The 13,748-nt window shown below is 57.4% G+C and carries 10 protein-coding genes; 5 read left to right on the plus strand and 5 right to left on the minus strand.

From position 1 onward, the window contains the following. Window positions 1–47: 47 nt before the first annotated feature. Window positions 48–1,604, plus strand: a complete 1,557-nt coding sequence (locus QEH57_RS01675; RefSeq protein WP_309004928.1) for a sulfatase — start codon at window positions 48–50, stop codon at window positions 1,602–1,604. Between the two features lie 95 nt (window positions 1,605–1,699). On the opposite strand, the gene QEH57_RS01680 is transcribed toward QEH57_RS01675, so the two are convergent. The 3 genes from QEH57_RS01680 to QEH57_RS01690 form a co-directional block, all read right to left on the minus strand. Continuing rightward, window positions 1,700–2,206 (minus strand): AAA family ATPase, encoded by a 507-nt coding sequence (locus QEH57_RS01680; protein WP_309004929.1) that lies wholly within the window; start codon window positions 2,204–2,206, stop codon window positions 1,700–1,702. Window positions 2,207–2,381: 175 nt separating this feature from the next. Then, window positions 2,382–3,161, minus strand: coding sequence for a hypothetical protein (locus tag QEH57_RS01685; protein ID WP_309004930.1), 780 nt, complete (start codon window positions 3,159–3,161; stop codon window positions 2,382–2,384). A 128-nt stretch (window positions 3,162–3,289) separates the two neighbouring features. After that, window positions 3,290–4,069, minus strand: coding sequence for an IclR family transcriptional regulator (locus tag QEH57_RS01690; protein WP_309004931.1), 780 nt, complete (start codon window positions 4,067–4,069; stop codon window positions 3,290–3,292). A gap of 585 nt (window positions 4,070–4,654) precedes the next feature. On the opposite strand from QEH57_RS01690, the gene QEH57_RS01695 reads away from it, so the two are divergent. Next, the gene (locus tag QEH57_RS01695) at window positions 4,655–7,702 is read left to right on the plus strand and encodes a TonB-dependent receptor (RefSeq protein WP_309004932.1); all 3,048 of its coding nucleotides are present in this window, start codon (window positions 4,655–4,657) and stop codon (window positions 7,700–7,702) included. Window positions 7,703–7,998: 296 nt separating this feature from the next. Here the strand turns inward: QEH57_RS01695 and QEH57_RS01700 are convergent, their stop codons facing one another. Next, on the minus strand, window positions 7,999–9,192 hold the full coding sequence (locus QEH57_RS01700; RefSeq protein WP_309004933.1) for a hypothetical protein: 1,194 nt from the start codon (window positions 9,190–9,192) through the stop codon (window positions 7,999–8,001). A gap of 80 nt (window positions 9,193–9,272) precedes the next feature. Beyond that, a complete protein-coding gene (locus QEH57_RS01705) occupies window positions 9,273–10,130 on the minus strand; it encodes a helix-turn-helix domain-containing protein (protein WP_309004934.1) in 858 nt (285 codons plus the stop codon). Between the two features lie 184 nt (window positions 10,131–10,314). Here QEH57_RS01705 and QEH57_RS01710 point away from each other — a divergent pair, with 184 nt between their 5' ends. The 3 genes from QEH57_RS01710 to QEH57_RS01720 all read left to right on the plus strand — a co-directional run bounded on the left by QEH57_RS01710 (window position 10,315) and on the right by QEH57_RS01720 (window position 13,694). Continuing rightward, entirely contained in the window at window positions 10,315–11,739 is a 1,425-nt protein-coding gene (locus tag QEH57_RS01710) for an L-fucose/L-arabinose isomerase family protein (protein ID WP_309004935.1), read from the plus strand. Between the two features lie 102 nt (window positions 11,740–11,841). After that, entirely contained in the window at window positions 11,842–12,684 is an 843-nt protein-coding gene (locus QEH57_RS01715) for a transketolase (protein ID WP_309004936.1), read from the plus strand. A 17-nt stretch (window positions 12,685–12,701) separates the two neighbouring features. Then, window positions 12,702–13,694 (plus strand): transketolase C-terminal domain-containing protein, encoded by a 993-nt coding sequence (locus QEH57_RS01720; protein ID WP_343224742.1) that lies wholly within the window; start codon window positions 12,702–12,704, stop codon window positions 13,692–13,694. The last annotated feature ends 54 nt before the right edge of the window (window positions 13,695–13,748 follow it).

The following is a 13,748-nucleotide window of genomic DNA, read 5'->3' on the forward strand; positions in this document are numbered from 1 at the left end:
TGGATTTTGCTATTAGGCTGCCCGCGAATCATTAATCCCCCCACCCAATGAAAATTCGTATCATCGCCTTCGTCTCCCTCCTTTTCGCTTCGCTTGCGGCTGCGGCCGTCGCCCCGGTGCCGTCCGAGGTGATCCCGCAGTTGCTGGAAGGATCCAAAAAGCGAAACGTGGTCTTCATCCTTTCGGATGACCATCGCTACGACGCCATGAGCTTCATGGGGCATCCCTTTGCCGAGACCCCGCAACTGGATCGCATGGCGGCCAATGGCGTGCACTTGAAGAACGCCTTCGTCACGACCTCGCTGTGTTCTCCCAGTCGGGCTTCCATCCTGACCGGGCTTTATACTTTCCGCCACCAAGTGATCGACAACCAGCGCTTGGTGCCGGAAGGAACGCTCTTCTTTCCGCAGTATCTGCAGCAGGCAGGCTATGCCACGGGCTTCGTGGGCAAGTGGCACATGGGGGCTCACAACGACGACCCGCGGCCCGGCTTCGACTACTGGCTCAGCTTCAGGGGGCAGGGGCATTATTATCCTCCGAGCCCGGACTATACGCTCAACAAGAATGGAGAGCGTATTGAGCAGGATGGCTACATCACGACGGTTTTGACCGAGCATGCCCTCGAGTTTCTCGACCGGCAAAAAGGGGGCGAGCAGCCGTTCTTTCTCTACTTGTCGCACAAGGCGGTGCACGCGAACTTCACTCCAGAGCCGAAGTACGACGGCGCCTTTGGCGACAAGCCCTTCGTGAAGCCAGCCAGCGAAGCGGAGGTGACGGACAATGCCCTCAATCGTCCCCGTTGGTTGCTCGACCAGCGCAACAGTTGGCACGGAGTCGACTTTCCTTATCACAGCGACGCTGACATCGACTATCTCTATCGCCGTTATTGCGAGGCGCTCAGTTCGGTGGACGACAGCGTGGGGGCGGTGCTCGACAAGCTCAAGGAGATGGGCATCTACGAGGAGACGCTCGTGATCTACATGGGGGACAACGGGTTTATGTTTGGCGAGCATGGCTTGATCGACAAGCGAGTGGCCTACGAAACGTCGATTCGAGTGCCCATGCTGATGCAGTGCCCGGAGCTCTTCGAAGGCGGGACCGTGGTAGACGAGGTGGTGGCCAATATCGATATCGCTCCCACCGTGATGGAGGCGATGGGGCTGGCCAAGCCGCCGCACATGGATGGCGCCAGCTTCATTCCGCTCGCTCAGGGGAAGGAGATTCCTTGGCGCGACTACTTTCTCTACGTCTACTATTGGGAAAAGAATTTCCCCCAGTCCCCGACCCAGTTTTCGCTGCGCGGCGATCGCTTCAAGTATACGACTTACTACGGCCTGTGGGATACGGACGAGTTCTTCGATATCCAGGCGGACCCGATGGAGCAGAACAACTTGATCTACGATCCCCAGTACGCGCAGCAGGTTCGGGAAATGGAGGACCGGCTCTATGCGATGATGGAGGAGTTGGGTGGCGACAGCGTTCCCTTGCGCAAGCCGAGCGGCAAAAGCCAGAACAAGCGCTTTGGGCCAAAAGGCGGCGAGCAGGCCTCCGATTTCCCGCAGGCCTTGGTCTTGGAAAAGCCGGAGAGGAGCGACGCGAACTAGGCTGTCGGACGGCGAAAGCTGCGAAGCGATAGGTTTATCGTGCCTGCAATGCGGTCGCGGGCTAAAGCTCCGCGCTACGTTTTATGCTGGGCGCGTCACTCGGCTGTCGGGCGGCGAAACTGGCCGGCTTCCTCGTTGGAGGTGATTTCACGCTTTTGGCCTTCGAAGGCGCGGAAGAGCTTTTGGTGGGCGGCGAGCGAAAATTCGTCCTCCCGGCTTTCGTATTGGGCGACCCAGCCCAGCAGCATCTCGAGGTTCTTGTCCTGTTCTTCCTTGCTGGCGTACTTATGGGGTTCCCAGGGGCGGGAGCGGCAATTTTCCTGGCAGGTTGCGGTTCCGGGATTGAGGAAGACGATCTCTTGAGCGTGGGCGGCGGCAATCTCGATGAGGGATGCGTAGCAGCCTTCGATGACCCAATCCTCGTGAGCGGCTATGAAGTCGCGTATCCGCTTTTCGCTGACGGAAAGTTCTTCGCGGACGGCGGGCGCTTTCCAGGCGAGAGTGTCAAGGTCGAGGTGGGCGGCCTGGCTTTGTTCCGCGATGCGGCGCGCTAGGGTGGACTTGCCGGAGCCCGAGTTTCCGAAGACGATGGTTCGTGTCATTTTTCAGGATGGTTGGTTTTCCTGGCAGGGAGGATTCCATGCGGACTCGAGTTGGCAAGGGTAAGTTGCTGGGAGTTCGTTTGAGGGCGGTGCCGGGATGCCAAAGCGGAAACGCGAAAAGGCGGCAGCCTCTTTGGAAGCTGCCGCCTTGGCTTAGAGAATTTCGGATTGTTTATTAGAACCTAAACTTGCCGCCTACGCTGACACCGTCCGAGTCGCTCGCGTTCTTGATGAAATCGCGGTTGTAGGAGACGTTTACGGCGAGGTTTGGCTTTAGGTAGTGGGTGGCGCTGAGCACGGTGTTGAAGTCGGACAGACGGTCTGTAGTTGTTGTTCCGATACCGACTCCAGTGCGAGCGGTCGGGTAGTAGGTGGCGAGAGCGTTCAAGCTCCAGTCGCCTTCGCTACCGTTGTTGGCCCAGCCGAATCCACCTTCGAGCGTGAACCAGCGGTCGTTTTCAAGGGCGAACAATCGCTTGGAGTTCAAGGCGTAGGACCAGGCGTGCCCCTCGTCGAAATCGGCGAGCGCGACTTCAGCTCCTACGGTGAATCCCTGTTGGAGGAAGTAGTGGTAGCCGACTTGGTAGGCGTTGAAGTCGTCCATCACGTCGGTGGAGAACCACGAGGCGCTGAAACCGTGATCGCTGTCTCGGTTCTGGTGCGTGTAGGCTAGGCCGTAGGTGTTGATGTCTTCCCCGAAGCCGGTAGCGAGGCCGTACTGTAGGTCGACCTGTCCTACCTTGTTGAAGAAGGCAGCTTCATCGTAAGGCGTTTTGCCGAGATAGTCCAAGGAGCTGGTATAGATGGTAAAACCGCCCAAGTATAGGTCCTCCCCTGAAAAGTTAGAATCCAGGTTTTGGTAGCCTAGCGATACTTCGGCTGTGTACTCAGCCCGTAGGGACGGGACGATTGAGCTTAACGCGACCATGGATAAGGTCGCTAGTTTCGTTTTCATCTTATTAGTTTGGTTTGTTGAAAAGCGCATGCTTCGGCGCTTATGTACCCAGATAATGGGTACGGAGCGAACCAAATCAATTAAGATATTTTTGAAAATTTTCGAGTTCGAGGGAACTTTGTCCCGAATTACGCGCTGCCTTGTTCGAGCGCTTCCTTCCATCCGAGAAGGCGGGAGAGCTGAAGGCCTGCTTCCTTGAGGAGGCTGGCGATTTCTTCGATGCGCTCGAGGGGCAGGCGCTTGCACGAGCCGGAAATGCCGATCGCGGCGACGCATTGGTTGTCGTTGGAGAAGACCGGTGCCGCGATGCGACGCGCTCCTTTACGGAACTCTTCGTCGTCCACGGCGTAGTTAGCGTGCCGCACGCTCTCTATCTCGGCGTTAAGAGCCTCTAGAGTGACGAGTGTTTTGGAAGTATGCTGCGGCAGCTCGTCGAGCGGGAGGACGGCTTGGAGGTCGGGCCAATGGGCGAAGGCCAGCAGGCATTTCCCCGTGGCGGAGCTGTGCAGGTCGAGGATGGCTCCCGGCTTGGTGGAGGACGAGAGCCGATGCTTGCTGGGGATCGCCTCGACGATAAGGGCACGGTTTCCGGAGGGAATGGCTAGGTGGCAGGTTTCGCCCGTTGCCTGTACGATTTGTTGGAGCAGGGGACGGGCAAGTTCGCTGATGTCCATGCTGGCCTTGGCTGCGTCGCCGATCGGCACGAGGGAGGGGCCGAGGCTGTAGCAATCGTCTTTCTTGGCGGTAAATCCTTCCAAGGTTAGCGTCGCCAAGATGCGTAGGGTGGTGGTGCGGGGGATTTGCAGGGATTCGGAAATGCTGCGGATGGAGAGGGCCTGGGGCGTCGTCGATAGGAGCTTCAAGACGCGGCAGGCATTGTGGAGGTTGGGGATTCTATATTTTTCCATCAGGAGTGAGTTCAAATGTGAACTCGCAGGCGTTGCAAGTGCCATTTCTGTGGCGCGGCGCCTTTGGCTGAAGCGCCAAGGACGAGGGATATCGCGGATTTTGAAAGCTGGGAAGTTGCTTTCGACCTTGCCTCGGACGTTTCAGAACGAAAGCCGAAAGGCAGGCGTGTCACTCGGTGCGCAGAGGGAGAACGCTTGTTTTGAGCAAATTTACGATAGCGATCCCGCTCCTCGTTTTCGGCGACTTTGGAACGGCTAAAGGGCTCCGCGGAGGTTCGAATGTGAAAAAATTCGGAACGCTTGATTTAGCGTTATTTTTAGGGAGAGAATCGAGATGGATTTTATTGACAGGCGCTAAGAAACGACGCAAATACCTCGAAATAAGTTCAAATGTGAACCTCGGAGCTTTACCCAGCTCTGTTTTTTTACCCCAACGACCTAACACGTGTTGGTTCGTTGATTTCGCTTGTTACTCAAAATCTAACAACAATGTCATACTGCAAAGGTACTTCATTTGGTACGGCCTATGCCCGTATCGCGAGAGCAGCGCTTGCCTGCGTTTCTCTCTTCGCTGTCGTGTTCTCCATGAGCACTGACGGTTTCGGTCAATCCACCGGTTCGATCCGCGGCCAGGTCAAGAACCTGTCTACGGGCAAGTTCCTCACCAACGCGCAAGTCGTGATCGAGGGGACCAACCAGCGAGCGTACACGGACGAGTACGGGGAGTATCGCTTCAGCAACGTGGCTTTGGGCGACGTTCGCTTGACGGCGAGCTATGTGGGCCTGGGCGAGAAGTCGCTTTCGGTCTTCGTGGAGGAAGGCGGCGTCACGGCTCCAGTGATCGCCTTGTACGCGGCCCGGGCTGGCCTCGACAACGAGGAAGTCTTCGAGCTGGAGGCGTTTACGGTGGACGGCAGCGACTTCGACAGCAACGCCATCGCCCAGCAGGAGCGAAAGATTTCCTCGAACCTCAAGCTCGTGCAGCACGCTGACGCTCTGGGCGAAATCGCGGAAGGCAACATCGGCGAGTTCCTCAAGAACATGCCCGGCGTGGCGATCGACTACGTGGCGGCGGACGCCCGCTCGATCAAGCTGCGCGGCATGTCGGCGGATTTCACGACGGTGACGGTCGACGGCGCTTCGATGGCCTCGGCTGCTTCCAGTGGTAAGGGGCGAAACTTCGAGCTGGAGCAGGTTTCCTTGACCAATATCGAGCAGCTCGAGGTAACCAAGCTTCCACGTCCTGACAATCCCGCCAACTCCATGGGAGGCTCGATCAATCTCGTGAGCAAGAATGCCTTCGCCCAAGGGGGACGCAAGATCACCTACAAGGCCTTTGCGAACTGGAACGGCATTTACGGGTTCGACTTCGACAAGTCGCCCGGTTGGACCTCCGACAGCTACCGGACCAAGACGAATCCAAGTTTCGAGTTCGGCTACTCCGACGTATTCTTGAACGATCGTCTCGGCGCGTCCTTCACGGTTTCGCAGTCGAACCAGTTCAATATCCAGCGCCGCTTCAACTACACGGGAGACTATCGAATCCTAAACGATGGAAGCGTCGCCAACGAGCGGATACAGATCCAGGACGGACCGAAGTTCAGCTTCCGCCAAAGCGTGGCTGCGAACTTCGACTACAAGGCGAGCGAGAATACGATTTTCACGCTCCGTTCCCAGGTGAACTGGTACGATGCGGAGTTCAACAACCGCAACTACAACTTCGCGATCGGCACCGACATGGCGAATTCGCGGGAGGGGCATATCGAAGGTTCCTTTACCTCGAACAACAATGTAGGAGCCTCCGTTCGCAACAAGAAGGGCGTAACCACGCACGTGGACCTCGGCGCCAAGCACACCTTTGGCGATTGGAAGATCGACTACGGCTTCACTTCCTCTATCGCGACCAACGAGTACCGCGACGGATCCGAAGGGTACGTGGAAGGCATGTCGACCCGCAACTTCAACGTAACGGGCCAACGTTTGTCCTACGACTTCGAAAACATGATGGTGGCCTACGCGGACATCGTTGCCAAGGACTCTTCCGGAAACGTGTTGCCCAACTACGGCTTCGACCTTTCCAAGGGACGTCTGGCTTACCTGCGCCACCGCCCGAACGATTCGGAAGACAAGCGTTCGAACCTGCGTCTCAACGTGACTCGCCTTTTCGAGCTCGGCGACAACAAGGGGTCGTTTAAATTTGGATACGACCGTAGCGGGCAACATCGCGATACGATCAACCGCGAGTGGCGCTACAACGTAAACAGTAATAGCCCGACCGCTTCCAAGCCGCTCTCCGATTTCGTGGACGAAGTCTACAAGGACATCACTCCTGGATTTGGTTACCCAGGATTCACCTGGCTGAGCTCGATCCAGCTCGAGGACTACTTGCAGGCAAACATGGGCGACTTCACCTTGGCCAACAGCACCGCTCTCAGCGCCCAGCAGGGCAGCTACCTGAACCTGGACGAAACGATCACCTCCTACTACGTGATGGGTTCTATCGGCTTCGCTGGAGACAAGGGCTTGTTTACCACAGGTATCCGCTACGAGGATACGAAGGTTGAAGGCTTGTCGCCCGTCGGTTCGAAGGTCGTGCCCGATCCTACCACGGAAAATCCGAACAATACCAAGACGCTTTCCACTATGTGGCTAGAGGGGACTGGAGAAAACGGAGTCTTGGCAGGAGAGTTCATCGCGGCCAACCAGAGCTACGATACTTATCACCCAAGCGCCCACCTGCGCTACAATCTCACGCCTCAGCTGACTGCTCGCGTTTCCGCGGCGAATACCATCGGGCGTCCTAGCTTCGGCAATATGTTCGGGGCGGCGACGATTAGCTACGATACTTCGAGCTTCGAATATACGCTGAACCTGAAGAATCCGAACCTCACTCCGCGTCGCTCGGATAACCTGGACTTCACGCTGGAATACTATTTTGGCGACACTAGCTTGCTGAGCGCGTCGGTGTTCCAGAACGACATCAAGAACTTCGAAGGCACGACGACCGTGCCGATGAGTCGCGAAGCGATGGCTGCTGCAGGCATCCCTTACCAGGCCGAGTACGACGACGTCGATAACCTGAAGTACACCTTCACGGCTGGCGATGCGACTGTGCGCGGTTTGGAGTTGAGCTGGAACCAAAGCCTGGACCACTCCTTCATTCCTGAGTTCTTCAAGGCTTCCAGCATCTATGCGAACGGCACTTTCCTCGATCTTGACGGGAGCTTCGAAGGGACGGACTACGCGGACTTCACCGACACGCTGCCCGGCTTTGCCAAGGAAACGATTTCCTACGGCGTGATCTTCGACAAGCGTCCTTTCTCCCTCAAGTTCCGTTGGAACACCCGCGGAGAGGAAACGCAAAGCGGCACCCGCAACTTGCGCTTGGTTAACGGCACGGTGCTGCGTCCCCGTATCCACGACGAGGAACGCACCACGCTCGACATCAACGGCGACTACAAGGTTAACGACAACATGTCGGTCTTCTTCTCGGTCCGCAATGCCAAGAACGCTCCTTACCGCTGGATCCTGGACCTCAGCGAGGTGGAAGGTTCCTCGACCGACGAGCGCGTGCTGTATCGCGAAGAGTCATACGGGGCTCAATGGTCGCTGGGCGTGAAGGGCAAGTTCTAGTCCCTGCCTTGCAAATCTTAATAATGGCACGCGTGAGGCTGGAGGAAAGGTCGCTTGAGGTAGGCGATAGTAGGTTCTCGAGTACTTGGCCTTAGGCGTGCTATTAGTAAACGGGCGGAAGAGCTTAGGCTCTTCCGCTTTCGTTGTTTGTGGATCGGTCGCGCTGAGCTTTTGCCTGCGGCGTTGAAGGAGTGAGCCTGCAGCGCGGTCGCTGGCTAAAGCTCAGCGCTACGGGGAGCGAGCCGTTGAACGCAGGTTTGGCGGCTCCGTGGAAAATGCGAGGATGAGGAGGCGTGCTATTTGTCCTTCGACGCGGAATCCGGGCTGTCGGTTCGCACGCTGGTGGCGACTTCCTTGTCGACGGGGACGCCGTCCTCGATGGCTGGCAAAAAGATGCAGGCTTCGAGGTAGGCTTTGGTTTCGGGAGGGAGGGCGGCCTGGGCTTCGGGGGCGCAGCGTGCGTGCGTGGTTACGCCTCGCTTGTCTACGCTGAGGAGGACTTTGGTCTTGGTCTTGCTAAGCTGTTCGGGGTCGCGTTGCGGGGCGTAGATCAGAGTTGGATTTCTGTCGTTGAATTGTGGATACGGTATCGGTACCAGTTGTTCGACGAAGCAGGCGAATTCGTTGAAGAAGAAGCGTTGGCGCGCGGCAAGGGGGATCGGGGTGCCATCGAGAGTGGCGGGGTGGTACCGGGACTTCAGCAGGGTTGCCAAGGCGGGCGGAAGCAGCTCGGTGTGATCGGCCTTGAGTTCAATGAGGTGCTCTATCGTGCCGTCCGCTGCTACTAGGAAAGTGGCTTGGGCGTAGCCGCCTTCCATGACGCCTTGCAGGGCAGCGGGAAATGCGAGCGGATGTTCCTGTGCGACCTGCGGGGGCTCCAGCTTTCGCGTGTCGGTTGGCGATGACTGGGGCCTTGGGGAGGCTTGGGAGGGAGCGGCGCTGAGGTCTCTTACTCTGATTTCTTCGCCTGCTGAGAAGAGGCGGTAGGTGTAGTTGGCTCCGCTGAAGAGCGGATTGATGGGGACCGTGATGGAAAATTCATCTCCTTTGTCGGCTTCGATGTCGGGAATTTCCTGCACGATCTTGGTGGGTATTCCGCTATCCGGTTCGATGAGCAAGAGGATGAAGCAGTGCTGGAAGTCGCGGTCGATGACGGCGTTCGCTTTGAGGACGAATACGGGCGTGTTGTAGTGGTAGCGGGTATCTTTGAGGATGCCGACTTGTTTGTCCTGGAGGATTATGCCTCCGTCCGTGTAGGTGCCGTTGGAATTGACCGCGAGCTTTCCGTTCGGAAAGGGCTTGAGATCGGAGGCGACGAAGGCGAGCGGCGTTTCCCCGTCCATGGAAACCACGGTAAGCCAATCGTCGCCGTGTTGCACGAGCACTTCCATTTGCGCGGAAGCGAGGAGAGCGGCGAAGGCGGAGGCGCCGAGGGCGAAAAGCGCTTTGGCGGGCCGCAGCGTTTTTCCGATCTTCCAGGACTGCTTCATTTAGGGGTATACGATTGTAGGAGGGGAAGGATTTCCGGATGCGGCATTGTTCCCGAGCGAGAGCTTCGCGTCGCGTTCGCTTAGCGTTGGCGCTTGCGGTATTCTTTGGGGGAGCAGCCGCAGGCGCGGCGGAAGGCTTCGTTGAAGCGGGAGAGGGTGTTGAATCCGGAGGCCATGGCCACGTCCAGGATCTTGTCGTCGGTGGTGATGAGGAGGCGCTGGGCGTGCGATACGCGGTGATGGGTGATGTAGTCGACGAGGGTCGTGCCGAAGGTTTTTTTGAAGAGGTTCATGGCGTAGTTGGGATGCAGGTCGACCGCTTTTCCGATGCTTTCGGCATTGAGCGGCTCCAGGTAGCGCTGGGCGACCAGGCAGGCCATGTGTTCCACCTTGTTCAAGCTGCCGTCGAGGAGGGCATTGGCCTTGCTGGCGGTGCTTGACTTGGAGGTTGTAGGCAGCTCGTCGTGCAGCTGGGCCATGCGTCGGAGGCGGGCTTCCAGTTCCAGCAGGACGATTTGCTCCGATTCCTTGTCGCCTTTGCCGAGGTCGTGCTCCCATTGGGCGAATCGGTCGTTCTCGCTTTCGATTCTGCCGCCGAGCCGCTGTCGCAGCAGTTCACCGTGCAGCAGGTTATGCACGAAGGCGTTGGGCAGCTTGAACTGGAGAAACCAGGGGAAGGGGATGGTGACGACGAAGTATTGGCTGTCCTCGCTGAAGGAAATGACCTGGTGGGGGATGGAGGCCCAGAAGGCTCCGAGTTGTCCCGCGTTGAGGGTGATCTTGCGTCCGCCGAGCAGGTAGGTGACGGATCCGCGAACCATGTGGTTGAGCTCGATCTCGTTGTGGTGGTCGGGGCGTCCCATGGGAGAGGGATTCCAGCTCACGCAGCTCAAGCCATAGGGTTGGAAGTCGGGGCGGTTGGGGTCGAAGGTGTCCAAGGCGAGTTGGGGTTGAGGCTTAGTATTCAGGTGATATGTAGTCCTTGTCAGGATGAAACGAGGATAAAATTAGGATATTCTACGGTCATATTCCCGGATTCGGGAATTTGTACCTCTTTCCTGCCCCGTATTAATATAGGTCGCTGACGACTCTCGGGGAAAGCTGTTTCGAAAAATAATCCCTGTGAAAAAATCTACTCAAACCTTTGGCGTCATCTTTGGAAATCGCGACTTCTTCCCGGACAAGCTGGTGACGGAAGCCCGTGCCGATATCGAAAAGCTTTTCGGTGAGCTCGGCTTGGAAGGCGTGTATTTGTCCGAGGAGGACACCAAGCTCGGCGGGGTGGAGACGCATGCCGACGCCCGCAAGTGCGCGGAGCTTTTCAAGTCGCGTCGCGACGACATTGCGGGGGTGCTTGTTTGTTTGCCGAATTTCGGGGACGAGAAGGGCGTGGCCGACACGCTCAAGATGGCGGGCTTGAACGTGCCGGTGCTGATACAGGGGTATCCAGATGACTTGGACAGGCTAGACGTTATTCGTCGCCGCGACGCGTTCTGTGGCAAGATTTCCGTATGCAATAACCTGAGACAGGCGGGGATTGCCTATTCCCTAACGCGGAAGCACGTGGTTCGCCCCAATGATCCTTCTTTCGTGGAAGACTTGCAGCAGTTCGTCGCGGTGTGCCGCGTCGTAGGAGGAATCCGCGGTTGCCGTATCGGCGCCGTGGGAGCCCGTCCTGGTGCCTTCAATACAGTTCGCTACAGCGAGAAGATCTTGGAGCGCAATGGCATCAGCGTCACCACTGTCGACCTGTCGGAGATCCTAGGCGATGCCGAAAAGCTCGCGGCGGATAGCGATGCGATCGTTGCGAAGGTCGAAGAGATCAAGGCCTACGCCAATGCCTCCATGGTACCGCAGGCAAAGCTCGTCCAGATGGCTCGGCTCGGCGTGGTGCTGGACCGTTTCGTAGAGCAAAACGCTCTCGATGCGACCGCTGTCCAGTGCTGGACGTCGGTGCAAGCGAACCATGGTTGCAACGTTTGCACCTCGATGAGCATGATGAGCGAGGACCTTTCGCCCAGCGCTTGCGAAGTGGACGTCACTGGAGTGCTCACCATGTACGCGATGCAGTTGGCATCCGGAACGCCAAGCGCGCTGGTGGACTGGAATAACAACTACGGCGCCGAGGACGACAAGTGCGTGCTTTTTCACTGCGGCAATTGGGCGAAGTCCTTCTTGAAGGAAGCGAAAATCTCCACCGCGCCGATCCTGGGTACGGTCGTGGGCGAAGAGAATACTTATGGAGCGCTTGATGGCCGTACTCCAGCGAGTTCGCTCACCTATGGTCGTATCACCACTGATGATACGAACGGCTCGATTCGAGCCTATATCGGCGAAGGTCAATTGACCGACGACAATTTGAAGACCTTTGGGAATCGGGCGGTTGCGCAGGTGCCTAAGCTGCAGAAGCTGATGCGGCACGTCTGCCGCGAGGGCTTCGAGCACCACGTGGTGATGAATGCCTCGCACACTGCGGCGATCCTCAAGGAAGCCTTCGAGAACTATCTCGGCTGGGAAACATATTACCATGAACAACCAGAGGATTGAGAAGCGTAGCTCGGAGCGAGAGCCCGCCAGCGCCTTGCCTGATCTAGGCTGCTAGAACGATGACCAAAGCGCAGCGCTACGAATTTTCGAATCATTTTCACCATGAACTACACTGACGGACAACTTGAGCAAAAGTCGCTGAAATTGCGGCGGAGCGTCGTAAAGTGGATCAAGCATGCGGGAGCCGGACACACGGGCGGCAGCTTGTCTTGCATCGATATCTTAAACGTATTGTACAATCGGATACTCAATGTATCGCCGGAGAATTTTACCTCTCCGGATCGCGATCGTTACGTGCAGAGCAAGGGCCACGCGGTGGAAGCTTTGTTTGTGGTGCTCGCGGATGCAGGGTTTTTCGACGAGTCGGACCTGGAGACGCTTTGCTGCTACCAGTCGCACTACGTGGGGCATCCCACCCGAAAGGTAAATGGCGTGGAGCAGAATACCGGTGGCTTGGGCCATGGTTTGCCGATTTGCGTGGGCACAGCGCTAGCGGGCAAGATGGACGCCAAGGATTACCGTGTTTATACCTTGCTCGGCGATGGAGAATTGGCTGAAGGATCGAACTGGGAGGCGGCCATGTCTGCGGCTCATTATAAGCTCGATAACCTAACCGCCGTAATCGACTGCAATACCCTGCAGATCGCTGGGCGAACCGCGGACGTGATGAACAGCGAACCCTTGGTGGAAAAGTGGGAAGCTTTTGGTTGGGCGGTACGTCGAATCGATGGCCACGATATAGCTGCTTTGACGGAGGCCTTGAGGGATCCCTTGGAAGCGGGAAAACCAAGTATGGTGATTGCGGATACGGTTAAAGGGCGGGGAGTCTCGTTTATGGAAGATGTCGGAAAGTGGCATCATGGCGTGCCGAACGACGAGGAATTCGCGAAAGCGATGGAAGGCTTCGATATGCAACTCGCGGCCAAGGAAGGAGCTCTGTCATGAGCGCTCCTGCACCCTCGATGTATAGCCCCGAAGCCTCCGCTCTCGCGGAAGAGATTGGGCTCAAGAAAGGCAAGGCAAACTTGGAAGTGTTTGCGGCGACGGTGGAGGCTCTCGCATCGAGCGACCCGCAGGTCGTGGCGGTCGTCAGCGATTCGCGTGGCTCCGGCAAGTTGGGTCCATTCGGGGCGGCTTATCCGAAGCAGCTCGTGGAAGTCGGAATCGCGGAGCAAAATTTGGTCGGCGTCGCGGCTGGTCTCGCCTCGGCGGGCAAGAAGGTCTTTGCGGTGTCGCCGTCTTGCTTTTTGACGGCGCGTTCCTTGGAGCAGATCAAGAACGACGTCGCGTATTCAGATAACCCTGTCACCCTTGTGGGGATCAGCTCGGGAGTGAGCTACGGAGCCTTGGGTACGACTCACCACTCCTTGCACGATTTTGCCGCCTTGCGGGCGATCAACAATTTGCACGTGGTGTGCCCAGCGGACAACTACGAAGCGGAGCAAGCGGTTCGAGCGGCGGCCGTCTTGGAAAAACCTGTCTTTCTACGCTTCGGCAAGGCCGCTCTGTACAGTCTTGGGAGCGAAGCGGAGCAAGCCTTCGAGTTTGGCAAGGCGCGCCTCTTGCGTTATGGCGACGATTTGGCGTTCATTGCGACAGGAGAGACGGTTGCGCATGCCTTGCTCGCTGCGGAAAAGTTGAAACGCGAACAAGGCCTGGAGGCCCGCGTTATCAGCTTGCATAGCTTGAAGCCCTTCGACGTGGATGCGGTTTTGGCGGCGGCTCGCGAATGCGGGGCGGTTGTTACGGTGGAAGAGCACATGGTTAATGGTGGTTTGGGCGAAGCCTGCGCTGCTGCGATTTTAGAAGCGGGAGTGGGCGATTGCTTGTTCCATCGAGTTGGAATCCCTGACGAATACACCGTCACGGGCAGTCAGGCGGACATTTTCCGTCATTATGGAATTTCGATGGAAGGACTTTTTTCCACGGCGGGCCAGATGCTCGAAAGGGTTTGATGTAACTGAGTAGGGTTGCTGCATGCGACGCGCTGCGGATCTCAGGATCCGCGG

Origin of the sequence: Pelagicoccus sp. SDUM812005 (genome assembly GCF_031127875.1) — a bacterium.
Classification (GTDB): domain Bacteria; phylum Verrucomicrobiota; class Verrucomicrobiia; order Opitutales; family Opitutaceae; genus Pelagicoccus.

Bases quoted from the DNA above. Each gene is read 5' to 3' on its own strand.
- QEH57_RS01680 (WP_309004929.1), bottom strand. From the start codon at position 2,206: ATGACACGAACCATCGTCTTCGGAAACTCGGGCTCCGGCAAGTCCACC.
- QEH57_RS01690 (WP_309004931.1), bottom strand. From the start codon at position 4,069: ATGGAAAAATATAGAATCCCCAACCTCCACAATGCCTGCCGCGTCTTG.
- QEH57_RS01700 (WP_309004933.1), bottom strand. From the start codon at position 9,192: ATGAAGCAGTCCTGGAAGATCGGAAAAACGCTGCGGCCCGCCAAAGCG.
- QEH57_RS01675 (WP_309004928.1), top strand. From the start codon at position 48: ATGAAAATTCGTATCATCGCCTTCGTCTCCCTCCTTTTCGCTTCGCTT.
- QEH57_RS01715 (WP_309004936.1), top strand. From the start codon at position 11,842: ATGAACTACACTGACGGACAACTTGAGCAAAAGTCGCTGAAATTGCGG.
- QEH57_RS01720 (WP_343224742.1), top strand. From the start codon at position 12,702: ATGTATAGCCCCGAAGCCTCCGCTCTCGCGGAAGAGATTGGGCTCAAG.
- QEH57_RS01685 (WP_309004930.1), bottom strand. From the start codon at position 3,161: ATGAAAACGAAACTAGCGACCTTATCCATGGTCGCGTTAAGCTCAATC.
- QEH57_RS01695 (WP_309004932.1), top strand. From the start codon at position 4,655: ATGAGCACTGACGGTTTCGGTCAATCCACCGGTTCGATCCGCGGCCAG.